The 22,030-nt window shown below is 67.8% G+C and carries 15 protein-coding genes and 1 pseudogene; 12 read left to right on the top strand and 4 right to left on the bottom strand.

Annotation, left to right across the window (positions count from 1 at the left end; genetic code table 11):
• Positions 1–250 (top strand): annotated as a pseudogene (locus H7J93_RS25315) (HNH endonuclease signature motif containing protein); the annotation flags it as partial.
• Positions 251–315: 65 nt separating this feature from the next.
• On the top strand, positions 316–645 hold the full coding sequence (locus H7J93_RS25310; RefSeq protein ID WP_267309042.1) for a TFIIB-type zinc ribbon-containing protein: 330 nt from the start codon (positions 316–318) through the stop codon (positions 643–645).
• A gap of 10 nt (positions 646–655) precedes the next feature.
• Here H7J93_RS25310 and H7J93_RS25305 read toward each other — a convergent pair whose 3' ends face one another.
• Both H7J93_RS25305 and H7J93_RS25300 read right to left on the bottom strand, forming a co-directional pair.
• Positions 656–1,432 (bottom strand): aminoglycoside phosphotransferase family protein, encoded by a 777-nt coding sequence (locus H7J93_RS25305; RefSeq protein ID WP_267309041.1) that lies wholly within the window; start codon positions 1,430–1,432, stop codon positions 656–658.
• Positions 1,433–1,492: 60 nt separating this feature from the next.
• Complete coding sequence (locus H7J93_RS25300; RefSeq protein ID WP_267309040.1) at positions 1,493–1,981, bottom strand: carboxymuconolactone decarboxylase family protein; 489 nt, start codon at positions 1,979–1,981, stop codon at positions 1,493–1,495.
• Positions 1,982–2,030: 49 nt separating this feature from the next.
• Between H7J93_RS25300 and pdxR the strand changes: the two genes are divergently transcribed.
• From pdxR to H7J93_RS25255, 9 genes are all read left to right on the top strand, one after another.
• Positions 2,031–3,449, top strand: coding sequence for a MocR-like pyridoxine biosynthesis transcription factor PdxR (gene pdxR / locus H7J93_RS25295; RefSeq protein WP_372508036.1), 1,419 nt, complete (start codon positions 2,031–2,033; stop codon positions 3,447–3,449).
• 24 nt (positions 3,450–3,473) lie between these two features.
• On the top strand, positions 3,474–3,869 hold the full coding sequence (locus H7J93_RS25290; RefSeq protein ID WP_267309047.1) for a GtrA family protein: 396 nt from the start codon (positions 3,474–3,476) through the stop codon (positions 3,867–3,869).
• Between the two features lie 56 nt (positions 3,870–3,925).
• Positions 3,926–5,326 (top strand): decaprenylphosphoryl-beta-D-ribose oxidase, encoded by a 1,401-nt coding sequence (dprE1, locus tag H7J93_RS25285; protein ID WP_267309038.1) that lies wholly within the window; start codon positions 3,926–3,928, stop codon positions 5,324–5,326.
• Positions 5,327–6,109, top strand: coding sequence for a decaprenylphospho-beta-D-erythro-pentofuranosid-2-ulose 2-reductase (dprE2, locus tag H7J93_RS25280; protein WP_267309037.1), 783 nt, complete (start codon positions 5,327–5,329; stop codon positions 6,107–6,109).
• A gap of 2 nt (positions 6,110–6,111) precedes the next feature.
• Positions 6,112–7,968: a galactan 5-O-arabinofuranosyltransferase gene (locus tag H7J93_RS25275; RefSeq protein WP_267309036.1), complete on the top strand. Its 1,857-nt coding sequence runs from the start codon at positions 6,112–6,114 to the stop codon at positions 7,966–7,968.
• A 35-nt stretch (positions 7,969–8,003) separates the two neighbouring features.
• On the top strand, positions 8,004–11,204 hold the full coding sequence (locus tag H7J93_RS25270) for an arabinosyltransferase domain-containing protein (protein ID WP_267309046.1): 3,201 nt from the start codon (positions 8,004–8,006) through the stop codon (positions 11,202–11,204).
• A 145-nt stretch (positions 11,205–11,349) separates the two neighbouring features.
• Positions 11,350–14,628 carry an arabinosyltransferase domain-containing protein gene (locus tag H7J93_RS25265; RefSeq protein WP_267309035.1) on the top strand — a complete coding sequence of 1,093 codons (3,279 nt, stop codon included), beginning with the start codon at positions 11,350–11,352 and terminating at the stop codon, positions 14,626–14,628.
• Positions 14,625–17,825, top strand: a complete 3,201-nt coding sequence (locus H7J93_RS25260; protein ID WP_267309034.1) for an arabinosyltransferase domain-containing protein — start codon at positions 14,625–14,627, stop codon at positions 17,823–17,825. The genes H7J93_RS25265 and H7J93_RS25260 overlap by 4 nt, the downstream gene beginning before the upstream one ends.
• Complete coding sequence (locus H7J93_RS25255) at positions 17,822–18,733, top strand: MBL fold metallo-hydrolase (RefSeq protein ID WP_267309033.1); 912 nt, start codon at positions 17,822–17,824, stop codon at positions 18,731–18,733. Before H7J93_RS25260 ends, H7J93_RS25255 begins: the two co-directional genes overlap by 4 nt.
• A 1-nt stretch (position 18,734) precedes the next feature.
• Here H7J93_RS25255 and H7J93_RS25250 read toward each other — a convergent pair whose 3' ends face one another.
• Both H7J93_RS25250 and H7J93_RS25245 read right to left on the bottom strand, forming a co-directional pair.
• Complete coding sequence (locus tag H7J93_RS25250; protein ID WP_267309032.1) at positions 18,735–20,201, bottom strand: serine/threonine-protein kinase; 1,467 nt, start codon at positions 20,199–20,201, stop codon at positions 18,735–18,737.
• 31 nt (positions 20,202–20,232) lie between these two features.
• Positions 20,233–21,243 carry a DUF4331 family protein gene (locus H7J93_RS25245; protein WP_267309031.1) on the bottom strand — a complete coding sequence of 337 codons (1,011 nt, stop codon included), beginning with the start codon at positions 21,241–21,243 and terminating at the stop codon, positions 20,233–20,235.
• 160 nt (positions 21,244–21,403) lie between these two features.
• Between H7J93_RS25245 and folE the strand changes: the two genes are divergently transcribed.
• Positions 21,404–22,027, top strand: a complete 624-nt coding sequence (gene folE / locus H7J93_RS25240) for a GTP cyclohydrolase I FolE (protein ID WP_267309030.1) — start codon at positions 21,404–21,406, stop codon at positions 22,025–22,027.
• The last annotated feature ends 3 nt before the right edge of the window (positions 22,028–22,030 follow it).

Below are 22,030 nucleotides of genomic sequence, written 5' to 3'. Positions count from 1 at the left end.
GGTCCTGCACTCCGCCGCGCCGGTCACCAGCGACGCCCATCGTGGGTTGGCCATGCCGCGCCGCGCCAGCACCCGCGCGCAGAACCGCGCCAAAGCCATCGACGACGAACGCGCCCACAACCAAGCCGCCCGCCACGCCGAAACACAACAAGCGCGTGAACCGGTCGACAAACCCCAACCCGAATGGGTCAACGACTACTTCCCACCCACACCACCCCCACCAAACGACAACGACCCCCCACCCTTCTGACCGCCAGCCTGGCCTACACCGAAAGGTCCCAGGCACTTCCCAGGGTGATCTAGCGTTATCGCGATATGAGCATCCCGCCATACGAGCCCCCGAAGTCCCCGCCACCATCCAGCGCTGGAAACACGCTGCTGTGCCCCAAGTGCGCCGGCATCATGAAGACGTACGAGCGCAACGGCATCCACTTGGAGCAATGCGATACCTGCCGGGGCATCTTCCTCGACTTTGGCGAACTCGAGTCACTGACGCAGATGGAGAATCGGTTCGTCCAGTCCGCGCCGCCGCCTCCACCACCGCACCAGGGCTACGGCGGCTACGACTACGGTCCCGGCTGGGGCCACCGCGGCAACAAGTACTACCGCAAGCAGGGCTTCGGCCGCCTGTTCTTCTCGAGCTAGCCCGGCGCGTCTAACTAGCCATCCGCGCGCACGCCGCCAGCAGCAGCTCGTCGTCGGACTGATGAACCGCGGCCTGCACCACCGCGGCCCTCGCGAACGGCTCGAGCACCGGCCACGGGTCGCCAGCGGGCAACGCCGGTCCCTCCGCATCTCGATACGTGTCGACGAACGCCGCCCAATCGTCGTCTGGGATCAGCCCCGCCGCCCAGAACCCCGCCGGGCGCGCCAGATCCCACGCCGGGTCGCCCACACCGAGATCGTCGACATCGATCAGCAGCCACGGCGCACCGGCATCCCGCCGACCCAACTGACCCAGGTGGAAGTCACCGTGCACCACCGTCATCGGCCGCCCCGGTGAACCCGCGCGCCATACCTCGTCCGGCAGCGCCGCCGCAGCACGCCAGACGGTGGCATCAGGTCGGGCCCGCAACACGTCCATCGCCCGGCGCATCCGCTGGGGCCAGCCGTGCGACGGAATCCGCATGAGCGGCGCCTCATTATGTAGCGCTTCATTGTGCAGCCTTGCCAGCAACTCACCCGCTTCGGCCCATGGCAGGTATTCCGGTTGCGGCACAACGGTTTCCACGTATGGCCACATCGTCCGCCATCGATCGCCCGCTGCTTCCGGCACCGCCGACAGCGGCGACAACAGAGCCTGCGACCCAGCCGCCACCCGCAGCCGAACGGCCAGGTGGCGGGGGTCGGTCCCCGGCCGGTGCAGCTTGTACACCACAGCATCGCGGCCGTCGCCATCGACGACGATCTCTGCACCGGACCGGGTCAGCACCCTTCGACCGTATTGGCGACGCGGCAGCTGCAGCCGGAGTCACGCCGATACGATTTAGGTTCAGCGCGTAGGCGGTTGCACCCGTGCCGCGACGTTGATCCGGTTCCACGCATTGATGGTCACCGCCATCGCGATCACCTGACCGAGCTCGCGCTCGGTGAACACCTGCGCAGCCCGCTGGTAAACGTCGTCCGGAACGTGGCCGTTGTGCAGCTCGGTGATCGCCTCGGTCAGTGCCAGCGCGGCCCGCTCACGTTCGCTGAACAGATTCTCGGCCTCTTGCCACGCCGCCAGGACATCGAGCTTCTGCTCGCTGACACCATGCTTGCGCGCATCCCGCGTGTGCATGTCGAGGCAGAACGCGCAGTGATTGATCTGGGACGCCCGAATCTTGATCAGCTCGCCGAGTTCGACGTCGACGTCTTTGGCCGACGCACTGCTGAGCGCCATCATCGCCTCGTACAACTCCGGCGAAGTCTTGTAGATCTTGATGCGGTCGGCTGTTTCCAATGTCTCCAATGTCTCCGATGTCTCCAATGTCGTAGTCATGCCACCAACGCTAGTGCCGAAAAGCCCATATTCATGGTTGAATATGGGGGTGACTTCATGGGCCAATCCCGGTAGTCGTGATCTCCACCTGGATCTGCGCGAGACCATCACCCCGGGCGTTCGCGGTGCCCGGGAACTCCTGCTCACAGCGCTGCGTGACGCCGTGCGGTCCGGCCGACTGGCCGCGGGAACCATGCTTCCGCCCTCCCGGTCACTGGCCGCCGATCTCGGATTGGCCCGCAATACGGTCGCCGAGGCCTACGCCGAACTGGTGGCGGAAGGCTGGCTGGCCTCACGACAGGGAGCGGGCACCTGGGTCGTCAACACCAGCGCCGCCCCGCGCCCCGCCCGCCCCCGCGGAACACGCGTGGTGCCCAGACACAACCTGCTTCCCGGCAACCCCGACGTATCTGAGTTCCCCCGCGCCGAATGGGCCGCCGCGACCCGGCGCGCACTCACCAACGCACCGACTGAGGCGCTGCGCATGGGCGATTCCCGCGGCCGCCCCGAACTGCGCGACGCACTCGCCGAATACCTGTCCCGGGCGCGCGGTGTCCGGACATCGCCGGACTCGATCGTCATCTGCGCGGGCGTGCGACACGGCGTGGAACTGCTGGGCCGGGTCTTCGGACCCCAGCGCCCGATCGCCGTCGAGGCGTACGGGCTCTTCATCTTCCGCGACGCACTTGCCGCGATGGGAATCTCAACCGTCCCAATCGGTCTCGACGACGACGGCGCCGTCGTCAAGGAACTCGACCAGCTCGATGTGCCCGCCGTCCTCCTCACCCCGGCACACCACAACCCGTACGGAATGACGCTGCATCCGTCACGCCGGACCGCCGTCGTCGACTGGGCCCAACGGACCGACGGCTATGTCATCGACGACGACTACGACGGCGAGTTCCGCTACGACCGCCAGCCCATCGGGGCACTGCAGGCGCTGAGCCCCGAACGCGTCGTCTATCTCGGGTCCGTCAGCAAGAGCCTGTCCCCCGTCATGCGCCTCGGCTGGATGGCGCTGCCGACCGATCTTGTCGACGCCGTGGTCGCCGCCGAGGGCGGGTGGCAGTTCTACGTCGACGGCATCGCGCAGCTGACGATGGCCGAGTTCATCTCCAGCGGCGGCTACGACAAACACATCCGCCGCATGCGCATGCGCTACCGCCGCCGCCGCGACCAGGTCGTGCAGGCCTTGTCTTCGGACGACATCACCGTTCGCGGCCTGAACGCCGGGCTGAACCTCACCCTGACCCTGCCCGACGGCGCCGAACGCGAGGTGCTCCAGCGCGCCGGCGAGGCCGGCATCGCACTTCAGGGCCTGTCGATCATGCGCCATCCGCAGGCCGGGCCCGAGGTCGCGCAGGCCGACGGAGTGGTCATCGGCTTCGGCACTCCACCCGACCACGCATTCGGGGCGGCCATCGACGCATTGCGCGCCGTGCTCAGGGCCAGCGGACTGGGTGGCTAAGCTGCCCGGGTGGCCGAGCCCCCGATGCCTTCTGGCTTGAGTCTGACGACACAGATATGGCGGTTCATCGTCACCGGGGGCCTGTCGGCCATCGTCGACTTCGGGCTTTACATCGCCCTGCTGGCCGTCGGCCTGCACGTCAACGTGGCGAAAACCATCAGCTTCATCGCCGGAACCACCACCGCCTACCTGATCAACCGGCGCTGGACCTTCCAGGCCCCACCGAGCACGGCCCGCTTCATCGCGGTCTGCGTGCTGTACGCGGTCACCTACGCCGTGCAGGTCGGCATCAACTACGTCTTCTACATGGCGTGGGACGAGAAGCCGTGGCGCGTTCCGGTGGCGTTCGTCATCGCGCAGGGCACGGCGACGGTCATCAACTTCGTCGTACAGCGCACCGTCATCTTCCGGTTGCGCTAGCGGACCGATATTTCGGCTGAACCGGCCCGTGACCGGCGCACGGTACCCTCGTCACGATGTTCGACAACCTGCCGACCACCTCACGTGCCCTGACGGGGTTCGGGCGCACCGCACCGTCGGTCGCGCAGGTGCTGTCCACCCCTGACGTCGGGCTGATCGCCAGGGCCGTCCGCGAGGCCAACGATCCCAGCTCGTCGAGCCCGGCCTTCCTGCGCCGCGGCATCCTCGCGCGGGGTCTTGGCCGCTCCTACGGCGACCAGGCGTGCAACGGCGGCGGTCTGGTCATCGACATGACCGCCCTCAACCGCATTCATTCGATCAGCGCCGAAACGGCGGTGGCCGACGTCGATTCCGGCGTCAGCCTCGATCAGCTGATGAAGGCGGCGCTCCCGTTCGGGTTGTGGGTTCCGGTGCTGCCGGGCACCCGACAGGTCACCGTCGGCGGGGCCATCGCGTCCGACATCCACGGCAAGAACCACCACAGTGCCGGCAGCTTCGGCAACCACGTCGTATCCATGGACCTGCTGATGGCCGACGGCGAGGTACACACCCTCACGCCGGACGGCCCCGAAAGCGAACTGTTCTGGGCCACCGTCGGCGGCAACGGGCTGACCGGCATCGTGCTGCGCGCCAGCATCGCGATGACCCGGACCGAGACCGCCTACTTCATCGCCGACGGCGTGGCCACCAAGGATCTCGACGAGACGGTCGCGGTGCACCTCGACGGCAGCGAAGACCGCTACACGTACTCCAGCGCATGGTTCGACCTCATCAGCCCGCCGCCGAAGCTCGGCCGCGCCGCAGTGAGCCGCGGCAGCCTCGCCACACTGGACCAGCTGCCACCCAAGCTCGCGAGGAACCCGCTGAAATTCGATGCGCCGCAACTACTCACGGTGCCCAACATCTTCCCCGTGAGCGCGATGAACAAGCTGTCGTTCATGGCGATCGGCGAGGTGTACTACCGGCTGGGTGGGACCTACACCGGCAAGATCTTGAATCTGTCGCAGTTCTACCACATGCTCGACCTCGTCAGCGGCTGGAACAACGCTTACGGCCCAGCGGGTTTCGCGCAACATCAGTTCCTGGTGCCGCCCGATGCGCTCGACGAGTTCAAGGCCATCATCCGGTGGATCCAGACGCAGGGACACTATTCGGCGCTGAACGTGTTCAAGCTGTTCGGTCCCGGCAACCGGGCACCGCTGAGCTTCCCGATGGCCGGCTGGAACGTCGCCATGGACTTCCCCAACAGGCCCGGCGTCAACGAGTTCCTCAACGAACTCGACGACCGCGTCATGCAGTTCGGCGGCCGGGTCTACACCGCGAAGGACTCCCGCGTCAGCGCGGAGCGCTTCCACAAGATGTACCCGCTGATCGACGAATGGATCGCGGTGCGCCGCAAGGCCGATCCCAACGGCGTGTTCGCATCCGACATGGCCCGACGCTTGGAGCTGCTGTAAATGGTTCTTGATGCCACCGGTAACCCGCAGACCATTCTGCTGCTCGGCGGAACCTCGGAGATCGGGCTCGCCATCTGCGAGCGCTTCCTGCGCAACGCGAAAGCGAAGGTCGTGCTGGCCGACCTCCCCGGTCACCCCAAGAAGGAGGAGGCGATCGCGCAGATGGAGGCGGCCGGCGCCAAGTCCGTCGAGTGGATCGACTTCGACGGCGTCGACACCGAGAGCCATCCTGCGGTCATCGATGCGGCCTTCGCGGGCGGCGATGTCGACGTGGCGATCGTGGCATTCGGGCTGCTCGGTGACGCCGAGGAGCTGTGGCAGAACCAGCGCAAGGCCGTGCAGATCGCCGAGATCAACTACACCGCAGCGGTTTCCGTCGGTGTCCTACTCGGCGAGAAGATGCGTGCACAGGGCTTCGGTCGGATCATCGCGATGAGCTCCGCCGCCGGCGAGCGGGTGCGGCGGTCGAACTTCGTGTACGGCTCGACCAAAGCCGGTCTGGACGGCTTCTACCTGGGACTGGGAGAAGCGCTGCGCGAGTTCGGCGTTCGCGTCCTGGTAATCCGACCCGGCCAGGTGCGCACCGGCACGACGATCGCGTACTGGAAGGCCACCGGCGCCAAGGAAGCGCCGTTCACCGTGGACAAGGAAGACGTCGCCGAACTCGCGGTCGCGGCGTCGGCCAAGGGCAAAGATCTGGTGTGGGCGCCGGGAGCGTTTCGGTACGTGATGATGGTGATCCGGCACATCCCGCGCGCCCTTATGCGCAAGCTCCCCATCTAGTCATGGGTAGGGCACCGACCGTCCTCGGTCAGATGGCGGTGGCGGTCATCATTGCGGTGACCGTGACGGCAGTGTCCCTTGTCGCGATCGCGCGGGTCGAGTGGCCCGCGTACAACTCGTCGAACCAACTCCATGCGCTGACCACGGTCGGCCAATTCGGCTGCCTGGCAGGGCTTCTCGCCAGTGGTCTGGTCTGGCGACGGGGTCGACGCGTGCTGGCCCGCCTCGGCGCGCTGCTGTTCCTGTCGGCGTTCTCGGTGGTCACGCTGGCGATGCCGCTCGGCGCGACCAAGCTGTACCTGTTCGGCATCTCGGTCGACCAACAGTTCCGCACCGAGTACCTCACCCGGCTCGCCGACAGCCCCGCACTGCACGACATGACCTACTACGGTCTGCCGCCGTTCTACCCGCCCGGCTGGTTCTGGATCGGTGGCCGGATGGCGGCGCTCAGCGGCACACCCGCATGGGAGATGTTCAAGCCGTGGGCGATCATCTCGATCACGGTCGCCATCGCGCTCGCATTCGTGTTGTGGGCCACCATGATTCGCTTCGAGTACGCGTTGGTGGTGACGACCGCGACCGCCGCGGCCACACTGGCGTACTCCCCCGCCGAGCCCTACGCCGCCGTCATCACCGTGCTGCTGCCGCCCGTCTTCGTGCTGGCCTGGTCAGGGCTGCGGGGCGGCACCCGCAACGGGGGCTGGGCGGCGGTCATCGGGACGGGACTGTTCCTCGGTGTCGCCGCGCTGTTCTACACGCTGCTGCTCGCCTACGCCGCGTTCACGCTCACGATCATGGCGCTCCTGGTCGTCATCGCACGCCGCTCCGCCGGCCCGCTGCTGAGACTGCTTGTCATCGCGGCGATCTCGGGGGCGATGTGGTTGGTCGGCCTCGGCCCGTGGCTACTGGCCGCGATCAAGGGTGAGCCCGCCGACTCCGGAACCGCACAGCACTATCTGCCGTCGGCAGGTGCGGAACTCGAATTCCCGATGCTGCATCCCACACTGCTCGGCGCGCTCTGCATGCTCGGCGCGCTGTGGCTGGTATGGCGCGCCCGCAGCTCAACCCGTGCGGCCGCGTTGACCATCGCCGTCCTCGCCGTCTACGCGTGGTCGCTGCTGTCGATGCTCACCACCCTCGCAGGAACCACCCTGTTGTCGTTCCGGCTGCAACCGACACTGACGGTACTGCTGGCCGCGGCGGGCGCCTTCGGCTTCATCGAGACCACGCTGGCAATCGCGGCGCGGTATCAACCGGAAACCGGCAGGCGCGTCGTCGCCGCCGCCGCGACACTTGGCGCCATCGGGGCGGTGACGTTCAGCCAGGACATCCCGGACGTGCTGCGCTCCGACATCGTCGTCGCCTACACCGACACCGACGGCTACGGCCAGCGGGCCGACCGCCGACCGCCCGGCGCCGAGCGCTACTACCGCGAGATCGACGCCAGGATTCAGGAGGTGACGGGGCTGCCGCGCAACGAGACCGTCGTCCTCACCGCCGACTACAGCTTCCTGTCGTACTACCCCTATTACGGGTTCCAGGGGCTGACATCGCACTACGCCAACCCGCTCGCGCAGTTCGAGAAGCGCGCCGACACGATCGAGGGCTGGGCGACGCTGACCGACGCCGACCAGTTCATCAACGAACTCGATGCGCTGCCGTGGAAGCCGCCGACCGTCTTCCTGATGCGCCGCGGCGCCGACGACACATATACGTTGCGGCTGGCCTCCGACGTCTACCCCAACCAGCCCAATGTGCGGCGCTACCACGTCGCCCTCGATGAGGCGCTGTTCGACGGTCCGCGCTTCGAGGTGTCCGACATCGGGCCGTTCGTGCTGGCCATCCGCGTCCCCAACTAGGATCAAGCCCCGTGGCCGCAGACGGGGCAAGGAGGATGAACCACCGGACGACGCGCCTCGTCGCCATCGTCGCCGGTCTCGTCGGTGCGGCACTCGCCCTCGCCACACCCCTGCTGCCCGTCACGCAGACCACCGCCCAGCTGAACTGGCCCCAGAACGGCGTCCTGCAGAGCGTCGACGCGCCCCTGATCGGATATGTGGCCACCGACCTGACGATCAGCGTCCCGTGCAGCGTCGCGGCCGGCCTGGTCGGGCCGGAGAACCGCGCCCGCACCGTGCTGTTGTCGACGGTGCCCAAGCAGGCCCCCAAGGCCATCGACCGGGGGCTGCTCATCGAGCGGGTGAACAACGACCTGCTCGTCATCGTCCGCAACACCCCGGTGGTCAGCGCGCCGCTGGACCAGGTGCTCAGCCCGGCCTGCCAGCGTCTCGAGTTCACCGCGCACGCGGACAAGGTGACGGGCGAATTCGTCGGGCTGGTCCAACCCCCCGACTCAGAGGATGCCGGCGAACCCCTACGCGGTGAGCGCGGCGGTTATGACTTCCGGCCACAGATCGTCGGCGTGTTCACCGATCTGTCCGGTCGGGCACCACCCGGCCTGCAGTTCTCGGCAACCCTGGACACCCGCTACAGCAGTTCACCGACGCTGCTGAAGCTGCTCGCGATGATCATCGGCGTCGCGATGACGCTCATCGCCCTCGGCGCGCTGCACGTGCTGGACACCGCCGACGGCAGAAAGGTCAAACGCTTCCTCCCGCCGCGGTGGTGGTCGCTGCGGCCGCTCGACGGCGTCGTCACCGCGGTGTTGGTGTGGTGGCATTTCGTCGGCGCCAACACCGCCGACGACGGCTACATCCTGACCATGGCGCGGGTGTCCGAACGAGCCGGCTACATGGCGAACTACTACCGCTGGTTCGGCACCCCGGAGGCCCCGTTCGGCTGGTACTACGACCTGCTGGCCCTGTGGGCGCACGTCAGCACCAACAGTGTCTGGATGCGGCTGCCCACACTGCTGATGGGGCTGGCGTGCTGGTGGGTGATCAGCCGCGAGGTGCTGCCACGTCTGGGACACGCGGTCAAGACCAGCCAGGCGGCGGCGTGGACGGCGGCCGGGTTGTTCCTGGCGTTCTGGCTGCCGCTGAACAACGGCCTGCGTCCCGAGCCCATCATCGCGCTTGGCATCCTGCTCACCTGGTGCTCGGTGGAACGCGGGGTGGCCACCAGCCGACTGCTGCCCGTGGCGATCGCCATCATCATCGGCGCACTGACGCTGTTCTCCGGACCCACCGGCATCGCCGCTGTCGGCGCCCTGCTGGTGGCCGTCGGACCGCTGAAAACCATTGTGGCCGCGCATACTTCACGATTCGGCTATCTGGCTCTGCTCGCCCCGATCCTGGCTGCGTGCACCGTGACCATCATCCTGATCTTCCGCGATCAGACGTTGATCGGCGAGCTGCAGGCCAACGCGTTCAAGTCGGCGGTCGGCCCGAGCCTGAGCTGGTTCGACGAGCACATCCGCTACGAGCGGCTGTTCACCACCAGCCCTGACGGCTCGGTCGCCCGCCGGTTCGCGGTGCTGACCCTGCTGCTCACCCTCGCCGTGTCGGTGGCGATGTCGTTGCGCAAGTACCGGATTCCGGGCACCGCGCTGGGACCGAGCCGTCGCATCATCGGCATCACGGTCATCTCGTTCCTCGCACTGATGTTCACGCCGACCAAGTGGACCCACCACTTCGGCGTGTTCGCCGGACTGGCCGGATCGCTGGGTGCGCTGGCGGCGGTCGCCGTCACCGCAACCGCAATGCGTTCGCGCCGTAACCGTTCGGTGTTCGCCGCCGCGGTGCTGTTCGTGACGGCGCTGTCATTCGCGACCGTCAACGGGTGGTGGTACGTCTCCAACTTCGGGGTGCCGTGGAGCAACGCGTTCCCGGAGTGGAAGTTCGGCTTCACGACGATATTGCTCGGGCTGTCGATCCTCGCGCTGATCCTCGCGGCGTGGTTCCACTTCTCCGGGCGCGACAAGTCTCCACCCGGTCCGCCGAAGCGGATCCAGCGAATCATCCAGGCGCCGTTGGCGATTGCCACATGGGCACTTGTCATCTTCGAGGTGATGTCGCTGACCCTCGCGATGATCGACCAGTACCCGGCGTGGAGCGTCGGCCGGTCCAACCTCGGGGCAGTCGCGGGCAAGGCCTGCGGCATGGCCGAGGACGTGCTCGTCGAACAGGATCCGAACGCAGGCGTGCTGCAACCGGTCGACGTGCCGCTGGCCGACGCGCTCGGCGCGGGGACGGCAGAGGGCTTCGGCCCCAACGGGATTCCGTCCGACATCTCGGCCGACGAGGTGATGAGCGGCCCCGGCACCGCCACCAACTTCGCCAACACCCCGGAAACCGAGGACACCGCGGGTGAGGCGGGCACCGAGGGCGGCACCACCGCCGCGGCCGGTGTCAACGGGTCACGGGCCCGCCTGCCCTACGGCCTGGACCCCGCGACCACCCCGGTGATGGGCAGCTGGCGCGGCGGCACCCAGCAGCCGGCGCGGCTGCGTTCAGCGTGGTATCGGCTGCCGCCCCGCGACGAGGCCGGGCCGCTGCTCGTGGTCGCCGCCGCCGGACGCTTCGACCCCGGCGAGGTCACGCTGGAGTGGGCCGACGATGAACAGGCCGCTGCGGACGAATCGGGCGGAGGTATCGGGTTCGCCGACGTCGGCGCGGTGCCCGCGTGGCGCAACCTGCGCGCGCCCATGGCGGCCATCCCCCACGAGGCCACTCAGGTGCGGCTGGTCGCCACCGACGACGACCTGAACCCGCAGCACTGGATCGCGCTCACCCCGCCGCGCATCCCGCAGCTGCAGACGCTGCAGGACGTCGTCGGGACCCAGGATCCGGTGTTGCTGGACTGGCTCGTCGGCCTGGCCTTCCCGTGCCAGCGTCCGTTCGGCCACCAGTACGGCGTCACCGAGGTGCCCAAGTGGCGGATCCTGCCCGACCGGTTCGGGGCCGAGGCCAACTCGCCCGTGATGGACTATCTCGGCGGCGGACCGCTGGGAATCACCGAACTGCTGGTGCGCGCCACCACGGTGCCGACTTATCTCAAGGACGACTGGTTCCGCGACTGGGGCGCGTTGCAGCGGCTCACGCCGTGGTACCCGAACGCCGAACCGGCGCGGCTCGAGCTCGGAAAGACGACGCGCAGCGGGCTCTGGAGCCCGGCGCCGTTACGGCTGTCCTGACGCCGGGTGTAACCAGATGGCGGAAATTCGGCCCTGCTCGCACCATGGGGTTACAGCGGCCGAATAGCCAGGCCTGGCCATACATCGGCTCTGCTCGGCCCCGCATCGTCGGCGCGGGCTCCGGAGTCGCATACCATCGAGCCTCGTGCCACGCGACCCTGAAGACGGCCGGGATGAGCGGACCCATCGGTTCGCCCGGCTGATCGCCGTCGTCGCAGGCATCGCGGGGCTGCTGCTGTGCGGTTTGGTTCCGCTGCTGCCCGTCAAGCAGACCACCGCCACCATCCTCTGGCCGCAGACGTCCGGCCCTGACGGCCTGATCACCGACATCACGGCGCCGCTGGTGTCCGGCGCCCCGCTGGCTCTCGACTTCTCGATTCCCTGCCAAGCCGTCGCCACCCTGCCCGAAGAGGGCGGGCTGGTGGTGTCGACCGTGCCGCCTGCCGGGATCGACGCCAGCCGCAACGGCATGTTCGTGCGGGCCACCGACGACCTCGTGGTGGTGGCCGTCCGCGACTCCGTGGCCGCCGTCGCGCCTCGACCGGCGGTGGAGTCCGGGGCCTGCAGCACCCTGCACCTCTGGGCCAACCCCGGCGAGGTCGGTGCCGACTTCATCGGCATCCCCGGCGCCGCGGGCACGCTGCCGCCAGAGAAGAAGCCTCAGGTGGCCGGGGTGTTCACCGAGCTGAAGGTGGCGGCGCAGGCGGGTCTGTCGGGCCGCATCGACGTCGACACCCGGTTCATCACCTCACCGACACTCCTCAAACTCGGGGTGATGATGCTCGGCGTTGCCGCGGTGATCGCATCGATGGTGGCGATGGCCGTGCTGGACCGCGCGGGCTCTCGACGCATCGCGCATGCGTGGCGGCGGTGCTGGCGGGTCGGCTTCGCGACCTGGCTGGCCGATATCGGCGTGGTCGGGACGCTGCTGCTGTGGCACCTGATCGGGGCCCTGTCATCTGACGACGGCTACAACCTGACCATCGCCAGGGTCTCCTCCGAGGCCGGCTACACCGCGAACTACTACCGCTACTTCGGGGCCAGCGAGGCGCCGTTCGACTGGTATCAGTCGCTGCTCGCGCACCTCGCGTCGATCAGCACCGCCAGCGTGTGGATGCGCATACCCGCGACCCTGGCCGCAATCGGCGCCTGGCTGATCGTGAGCCGCTGTGTGCTGCCGCGGTTGGGGCGGCGGCTCGCACAGAACCGGGTGGCGATCTGGACGGCGGGCGCGGTGTTCCTGGCGGCCTGGCTGCCGTTCAACAACGGCCTGCGCCCCGAGCCGCTGATCGCGTTCGGCGTCATCGCCGTGTGGGCCCTGGTCGAATACGCGCTCGGCACCCGGCGCCTGCTGCCGTACGCGATCGCCATCGTGGTGGCCGTGTTCAGCGTGACGCTGGCCCCGCAGGGCCTGATCGCCGTCGCGCCGCTGCTGGTCGGTGCGCGCGGGATCGCGCGGATCATCCGCAGCCGTCGCGACGGCGTCATCGCCCCGCTGGCCACCCTGCTGTCGGCGGGCGCACTGATCTTCGTGGTGGTGTTCCGCGACCAGACGTTGGCCACGGTCGCCGAGTCGGCCCGCATCAAGTACGTCGTCGGCCCGACGATCGCGTGGTATCAGGACTTCCTGCGCTACTACTTCCTCACCGTCGAGGACAGCGTCGACTCGTCGCTGACCCGTCGCTTCGCGGTCCTGGTGCTGCTGCTGTGCCTGTTCGGCATGCTGACGGTCCTGCTGCGCGGCAGCGTGGTGCCCGGCATGGCGCGCGGACCGGTCTGGCGGCTGATCGGTACCACCGCGATCGGCCTCCTGCTGCTGACGTTCACGCCGACGAAGTGGGCCGTGCAGTTCGGCGCCTTCGCCGCGCTGGCCGGGGCGCTGGGCGCCGTCACCGCGTTCGCGTTCGCCCGGGTCGGGCTGCACAGCCGACGCAACCTCGCGCTGTACGTCACGGCGCTGCTGTTCGTATTGGCCTGGGCGACTTCGGGTATCAACGGCTGGTTCTACGTCGGCAACTACGGGGTGCCGTGGTTCGACAAACAGCCGGTGATCGCCGGGTTCCCGGTGCTGACCATCTTCCTGGTGCTGGCGATACTGACGGGTCTGCTCGCCGGGTGGCTGCACTTCCGCATGGACTACGCCGGTCACACCGAGGTCGCCGACACCCGCCGCAACCGGGCACTGGCGTCGACGCCGCTGCTGGTGGTCGCCGTCATCATGGTGGTGCTCGAGGTCGGCTCGATGGCCAAGGGCGCCGTCCAGCGCTATCCGGTGTACACCACCGCGAAGGCGAACGTCGCCACGCTGACGTCGGGCCTGTCCTCCACCAGCTGCGCGATGGCCGATGACGTACTCGTCGAACCGGACACCAATGCCGGTATGTTGCAACCGGTTCCGGGCCAACGCTACGGCGAGTACGGTCCGCTCGGCGGGGAGGATCCGATCGGGTTCACCCCCAACGGCGTCAGCGACACCCTTGAGCCCGCCGAGCCGGTCACGGCCAACCCTGGCCTGGTGAACTCGGACGGCTCCCCCAACGAGCCGAACGTGGGCATCGGCTACGCGGCGGGCACCGGCGGCGGTTACGGCCCCGTCGGGATCAACGGGTCCAACGTCTTCCTGCCGTTCGGTCTGGATCCCAAGCGCACTCCGGTGATGGGCAGCTACGACGAGAACACCCTTGCCGCCAAGGTCACTTCGGCGTGGTACCAGCTGCCACCGCGCACCCCGGACCGGCCGCTGGTGACGGTCGCCGCCGCGGGCGCCATCTGGTACTACGAGGAGGACGGCTCCTTCAACTACGGGCAGTCGCTGAAACTGCAGTGGGGCGTACACCGTCCCGACGGCAGTTACGAGGCGCTCGGCGAGGTGCAGCCCATCGACATCTTCCCCCAGAAGGCTTGGCGCAACCTGCGTTTCCCGCTGGCCTGGGCGCCGCCGGAGGCCAACGTCGCGCGCATCGTCGCCGACGATCCGAACCTGTCCACCGATCAGTGGTTCGCGTTCACCCCGCCGCGCGTGCCGGTGCTGGAGACCGCACAGCAGCTGCTCGGGTCGCAGACGCCGGTGATGCTGGACATCGCGACGGCAGCGAATTTCCCGTGCCAGCGCCCTTTCTCGGAACATCTGGGTGTTGCCGAGCTGCCGGAGTACCGCATCCAGCCCAACTTCAAGCAGATCGTGTCGTCGTCAAACATGTGGCAGTCCGCCCAGGACGGCGGTCCGTTCCTGTTCATCCAGGCGCTGCTGCGCACGACGGCGGTCCCGAGCTACCTGCGTGACGACTGGTATCGCGACTGGGGTTCGATCGAGCGCTACGACCGGGTGGTGCCCGCGTCACAGGCTCCTGACGCCAAGGTCGAGCAGGGCTCGATGCGCGTCTTCGGCTGGAGCCGCAACGGCCCGATCAGGGCCCTGCCATGAGAGGGGCCATGACCAGCGAGACTCGGGTCGCCCGGTGGGTGGCGACGATCGCCGGGCTCATCGGTTTCGTGCTGTCGGTCGCGACACCGCTGCTGCCGGTGGTGCAGACGACGGCGACGTTAGAATGGCCTCAGCGGCAGGATGGTCAGAGCCAGCTGAACAACGTGACGGCGCCGCTGATCTCGCTGACCCCGGTGTCGATGACGGCGACGGTGCCGTGCGAGGTCATCCGGTCGATGCCGCCGTCGGGCGGGATGGTGCTGGGCACCGCGCCGAAGAACGGTAAGCAGGCGGCGCTGCAGTCGCTGTTCGTCACCGTCACGCCGCAGCGGGTCGACATCACCGACCGCAACGTCGTGGTCGCGAGTGTGCCGCGCGCGCGGGTGGTCTCCCCCGACTGCGAGCGCATCGAGATCAGCTCCTCGGAGAACGGCACGTTCGCGAACTTCGTCGGGCTGCGGAAGGCCGACGGCACGGAGCAGTACACCGGGTTCCCTGACCCCAACCTGCGGCCGCAGATCGTCGGCGTCTTCACCGACCTGACCGGTCCGGCGCCGCCGGGGCTGTCGGTATCGGCGGTGATCGACACCCGGTTCACCACACAGCCAACGGTTTTGAAGCTGTCGGCGATGCTGCTGGCGATGGTCGCCACGGTCATCGCGCTGCTCGCGCTGTGGCGGTTGGACCAGGTGGACGGACGCCGGATGCAGCGCCTCATCCCGTCGCGCTGGCGGACATTCAGCTCCACCGATGTGGTGGTGGTCGGCGGCTTCCTCGTCTGGCACATCATCGGCGCGAACTCGTCCGACGACGGCTACCAGCTTCAGATGGCGCGCGTCGCGGGCCATGCCGGCTACATGTCGAACTACTTCCGCTGGTTCGGCAGTCCCGAGGACCCGTTCGGCTGGTACTACAACCTGCTCGCGCTGATGACAAGCGTCAGCGATTCGAGCATCTGGATCCGGCTGCCCGACCTGGTGTGCGGAATCGTGTGCTGGCTCTTGCTGTCCCGCGAGGTGTTGCCGCGGCTCGGCCCCGCGGTGGTGTCCAGCCGGGCAGCCGTGTGGGCGGCGGGCCTCGTACTGCTGGCCGCATGGATGCCGTTCAACAACGGCCTGCGACCGGAGGGGCAGATCGCCACCGGCGCGCTCATCACCTACGTCCTGATCGAACGTGCCATCGCCTCGGGACGGATGACGCCTGCGGCGCTGGCGACGCTGGTCGCGGCGTTCACCCTCGGCATTCAGCCGACCGGGCTCATCGCCGTCGCCGCGCTGCTGGCCGGCGGCAGGCCGATCCTGCGCATCCTGGTCCGCAGGCACCGCCTCGTCGGCACCTGGCCGCTGATCGCGCCGATGCTGGCGGCGGGCACCGTCATCCTGACGGTCGTCTTCGCCGACCAGACCATCGCAACGGTGTTGGAGGCCACCAGAATCCGTACCTCCATCGGGCCGGCACAGGAGTGGTGGACCGAGAACCTGCGCTACTACTACCTGATCCTGCCGACGGTCGACGGCTCGCTGTCGCGGCGCTTCGGGTTCCTGATGACGGCGCTGGCGCTGTTCGCATCGCTGTTCATCCTGTTGCGGCGCAAGCGGATTCCCGGCATCGCACGTGGGCCTGCGTGGCGGCTGATCGGCACGATCTTCGGCACGATCTTCTTCCTGCAGTTCGCCCCCACCAAGTGGGTGCATCACTTCGGCCTGTTCGCCGCCGTCGGCGCCGCGATGGCGGCCCTGGCCACCGTGCTGGTTTCGCGCACGGTGCTGCGCTGGTCGCGCAACCGGATGGCGGTCGTGGCGGCCGTACTGTTCCTGCTCGCACTGTGTTTCGCGACCACCAACGGATGGTGGTACGTGTCGAGCTACGGCGTGCCGTTCAACAACGCCATGCCGAAGGTCGGCCCCGTCACCGTCAGCACCATCTTCTTCGCACTGTTCGCCCTCGCCGTGATCTGGGCTGCTGTGCTGCACTTCGCGGATCGCAGCTGGGGCGAGGACCGCGTGACCCGCGCGATCACGGCCGCACCGATCCCCGTGGCAGCGGGCTTCATGGTCTTGGTGTTCATCGGATCGATGCTCGCGGGTGTGGTGCGCCAGTACCCGACGTACTCCAACGCGTGGGCCAATCTGCGCGCCTTCACCGGCGGCTGCGGACTGGCGGACGACGTTCTGGTGGAACCGAATCCGAATGACGGCTTCCTGACCCCGCTGCCGGGCGACTACGGTCCACTCGGCCCGCTGGGCGGTGTCGGAGCGACCGGATTCACCCCCAACGGTGTGCCGGAGAAGATCGTCGCCGAGACGATCCGGATGAACCTGCCGATGCCCGGCACCGACTACGACTGGGATCACCCGACGAAACTGAAGACCCCGGGTGTCAACGGGTCGACGGTTCCGCTGCCGTACGGCCTTGACCCTAAGCGTGTTCCGGTGGCAGGCAGCTACGTCGAGGGGCCGCAGCAACAAAGCCGGCTGACATCGGCGTGGTATCAGTTGCCGCCCCGCGAGGACGCACACCCCCTGGTGGTGATCACCGCCGCGGGGAACATCACCGGCGACAGCGTGTTCAACGGGCGCACAGAGGGACAGACCGTCGAGCTGGAGTACGCGTTGCCCGGACCGGACGGCGCCCCCGTCCCCGCGGGCCGGCTGGTGCCCTACGACCTCGGCCCCGTCCCGTCATGGCGCAACCTGCGGTTCCCCCGCGCGCAGATTCCCGACGATGCCGTCTCGGTTCGCGTTGTCGCCGAGGATCTTTCGCTGACACCGGGTGACTGGATCGCGGTCACGCCGCCGCGGGTTCCTGAGCTGCGGTCGGTGCAGGAGTACGTCGGGTCGGATCAGCCCGTGCTGATGGACTGGGCCGTCGGGTTGGCGTTCCCGTGCCAGCAGCCGATGCTGCATGCCAACGGCGTCACCGAGATCCCCAAGTTCCGCATCACGCCCGACTACAACGCCAAGCGCAAGGACACCGACACCTGGGAGGACGGCCTCAACGGCGGGCTGCTCGGCATCACCGACCTGCTGCTGCGCGCACACGTGATGGCGACGTACCTCTCGAACGACTGGGGTCGTGACTGGGGTTCGCTGCGCAAGTTCGACACCATCGTCGATGCGCAACCCGCGACATTGGACCTGGGCACCGCCACCCACAGCGGGCTCTATTCACCGGGACACATCAGGATCAAGCCATGACCTCGGATCGCCTCCGGCTCGGCAACGCCACCCTCACCCGCGTCGTCGAGACGCAGGTGGACAACATCCCGTTCGAGACCTTCCCCTATACACCGCGGGAGGTCTGGAGCGAGCAGAGCGAGTTCACGTCCTCCTACTGGACCGAGGACGGCTGGCGCATCGCCATGCAGATCTGGGTGATCGAGGTGGACGGGCTGACCGTGCTCGTCGACACCGGAGCGGGCAACGACAAGACCCGGCCGCTGATGGCGGTGCTCGATCACCTGCAGACCGACTTCCTGGCGGTGCTGCGGCGTGCCGGGTTCGCGCCCGACGACATCGACGTCGTCGTGAACACCCACCTGCACTTCGACCATGTCGGCTGGAACACCGTGCTCGACGGCGAGACGTGGGTGCCGACGTTCCCCCAAGCCCGTTACCTCGTACCGGAACTCGACTACCGGCACTTCGGCCCCGACGGTCCTTCCCAGACGTCGACGCCGCAGTCCGAGGAAGAGGAATCGACCCAGCAACATGTGCGAACGGTGTTCGCGGACAGCGTGTCTCCCGTAGAGGAGCAGATCGAGCTGTGGTCGGGCGACCACCAGCTCAGCGAGTCACTGTGGCTGCGGCCCGCGCCGGGTCATACACCAGGCGCGTCGGTCGTGTGGCTTGATGCGGGCAAGCCCGCGGTCTTCGTCGGCGACCTGACCCACTGCCCGTTGCAGCTGCGTCGACCCGGCGATCCGTGTGCGTGGGATGAGGACTTCGATGCGGCGGCGGTGACGCGGCGACGCGTGCTGACCGAGGCGTCCCGGCGCCGCGCCGCGGTGATACCCGCGCATTATCCGGGGCAGGGCGGCGCGACGGTTGTCGCGCGGGGAGACGCCTTCATGGTCGACGACTGGCTGTCGTTCCCGCCCATCTGAGTTATGACGACTCGGTCGTCGTCTCGGTCGTGGTCTCGGTCGGCGGGCTTTCGGAGTCGTCGGGAGTGGCCTCGAGGATGTCGCTGTGGCAGTCGGCATGGGTCTGCCCGGTCTGTTCCATACAGACCAGCACCGGCTGCTGGCTCTCCGACGGCAACGCCGCTGCGTCGGGCCCGGGAGTGACTGTGGGACTGGAGATCTGACCGGGGTACATCGACCAGATCGCCGCGCCGGTGGTCGGCAGATGCGCGCAGTAGGCCGGTGCTCCGGTTTCGGTGAGACCGGCCTCGCCGAGGGTCCCGCACTCCGCCCCGACGACCACCACCGGCAGCGCGACGCCGCCCGGCTGGGTGGTGGCAGCGGCCGAGGTGGTGGTCGGCGCGGCCTTGGCCTCGGTCGGACGATCGCGGGAACGGTCGAACAGCACGAAAGCGACGCCCGCAAGGGCGACGAGCGCCAACGCGATGGCCGCGGGCACGACGAAGCGGGGCCGAGAGCCGTTCTGCGGCTTGGCATGTCTGGGCCCCGACACCCCTGTCGGGGACTGGGCGAGCATCGTCGGCTCCGACAGGGCAACGCTGGGCGCCGAACCGCTGGACGACCACATTGGGCCGGAGCCGGAGATCGTCGCGTCGGTGCGGTGGGCGAGCGCACGGGCGAAGTCGATGCACTTGTCGAACCGGTCGTGCGGCGACTTCGCCAGCGCCTTCTCGAATGCCGGTCCGAGATTGGACAATTCGGGGCGGCGGGTGCCGATCGCCGGCGGATCGGAGGTCAGGTGCTGGCTGATCACGACCGCGGGATTTTCGTGCTGAAACGGCGGAGTTCCGGTCAGCAGCTGAAATGCCGTCGCCGCCAACGCATACTGGTCGGCCCGGCCGTCGATGCCCTCGCCCATCAGCTGCTCCGGCGCGGCATACGCGACGGTGCCGACGGTCATGTTGGTTCCGGTCAGGCTGTTCGTGTCGCCGATGCGCCTGGCGATCCCGAAATCCGCCAGCATGATCCGCTCATTGTTGGTGCCCGGGTTGGCCAGCAGGATGTTCGCAGGTTTGACGTCGCGGTGGAGCAGACCCCTGTCGTGGGCGTAGTCGAGCGCGTCGGCGACCGCGGTCACAATGCGCACGACGTCGTCCGGGGGCAGGCCGTCCGGGTAGCTCTCGGTCAGCAGGCGGTGCGCGTCGGTGCCCTCGACGTAGGCCATCGAGATCCACAGCTGGCCGTCGACATCACCGCGGTCGTGCACCTCGACGATGTGCTGGTGCCACAGCGTCGCGGCGATATCGGCTTCCCTGCTGAACCGCTCCCGGTATTCGCTGTCGGCGCAGACCGTGGCCGAGAGAACCTTCAGGGCGTCGTAGCGCGGCAACCGTGGATGCTGGGCCAGGTACACCTCGCCCATGCCACCGGCGCCGAGCGAGCGCACGATGGTGTACCCGGCGATCTCCTCTCCGGCGGCTAGCGGCATGGCCGAATCGTAGTGCTCTCTGTCCCGACCCTCAGTGCGGAGTGCCCAGGTAGGGGAATTCGCCGAGGGTGTCCGTGTGCGGGCTCAGCCCGCTGGGCGGGCATTCGCCCTTGGTCAGGAAGGCCAGCCGGTAGTCGATGACGTCGTCGGTGAACGTCCTGCCGTTCGGGTACTTGGCCGGTTTGGCCGGGTTGAACGTCAGCATGTCGGGCAGCGTGCCCTCGCGGTCGATCGCGGCGATGGCCTCTTCGCGCGTGTAGTTGCCGGTATGCCCCATCAGGTGGATGAACTGTTCGATCCAGCGCTCCCGATCGTGCACCGGCTCGCTGGCGTTGTACTCCAGCTTGGTGTCGTCGGTGTTGAAGAAGCTGCTCACCGAGGGGTGACCGGCGCGGTCGACGTGGTTGAGCTTGCCGTCCTGCCGCAGGCTGCAGCGGCCCCAGATCCGGATGTCGGGATCGGGCCGGAGGTAGGCGGTCGGAAGTTCGATGACGGTGGAGAACACGTTGGCCGTGGTGTTGGAGTCCTGCCCTGTCCACGGCGACTTCCCGCCGAGCTCGCCGAGATGCGGCGAGGTGAAGTTGCGCTTGCCCGAGATGTCGAACAGGTTCTTGATGCCGTCGAAGTCGAAGAAGAACGCGTCGCTGCGTGCGCCTGCGAAGAACGTGAACTCGCTCGATCGGTGGATGTGGGGTGTCTTGCCGAACGACACCTCAACGGCATCGAAGATCTTCTCGCCGACGGCTTCCGGCTCCTCCGCGTCATCGCCGTGGGCCAGGTAGACGTCGACGGTCTGACGCCCGTCCTGCGGCGTGGAGAAGACATAGCTGAACGCGATGTCGTTCTTCAGATCGCCGTCGTTGTCGATCGCGAGCCGGTAGATGGCGTCCGGATGCAATGCATCGGCATTCGGATTCGCGTTCAGTATCAGAACGGTTCGCGTGGAGTCGGCAGGCGATTGGAACGCATACAGATCGCACAGGTCGAGTCGTTGGTCGCCGAGCGGCGGGCCGAGGCTGAGGCCGGTGAAATGGTTCGACACGACGTCACTCTAAGTCCATCTCGCCCGAAGTGGCGCGCGGAATTACATTCAATTCGTTCACGGCGCCGTCAAAACTCTGTTATTGCTTATATCAGCTATCAGAATTGCGCGGCAGCAAGAGGTTTGCGGTTGCTTTCTGCCGGACGGCAAGGGGGCGACAATGCTGCAGGCGCGGGAAGAGCCGCACACCGATGAATCGCGGCTGGAAACCCGGCGCACATTCGATCAGGCCGCGGTGGAGGCGGCGATATTCGATCTGCTCGTCGCGGTCGGTGAAGATCCGCTCCGGGAAGGGTTGCGCGAAACCCCTGCCCGTGTCGCACGCGCCTTCCGCGAGACGTTCGCCGGTCTGTACGCCGATCCCGATGATGTGCTGACAACGGTCTTTGACGAGGACCACGACGAACTGGTGTTGGTCAGGCAGATCCCGCTGTACTCCACGTGCGAGCACCACCTGGTCTCCTTTCACGGCGTCGCTCACGTCGGCTATCTCCCCGGCCCGGACGGCCGGATCACCGGCCTGTCGAAGATCGCGCGGCTGGTCGACCTTTATGCCAGACGCCCCCAGGTTCAGGAGCGTCTCACCGGGCAGATCGCCGACGCGTTCATGCGAAAACTGAACCCCCGCGGCGTGATCGTGGTCGTCGAGGCCGAGCACCTGTGCATGTCGATGCGTGGAGCGCGAAAACCGGGAGCCATCACCACCACATCCGCGGTGCGTGGCCAATTCAAAGACGATGCGGCGGCGCGGGCCGAGGCGCTGCATCTCCTACTGCGCGGGTGATGC

Source organism: Mycobacterium barrassiae (assembly GCF_025822765.1).
Classification (GTDB): domain Bacteria; phylum Actinomycetota; class Actinomycetes; order Mycobacteriales; family Mycobacteriaceae; genus Mycobacterium; species Mycobacterium barrassiae.
The sequence above is the reverse complement of the archived record's forward strand: the minus strand, read 5'-3'. Positions and strand labels throughout refer to the sequence as shown.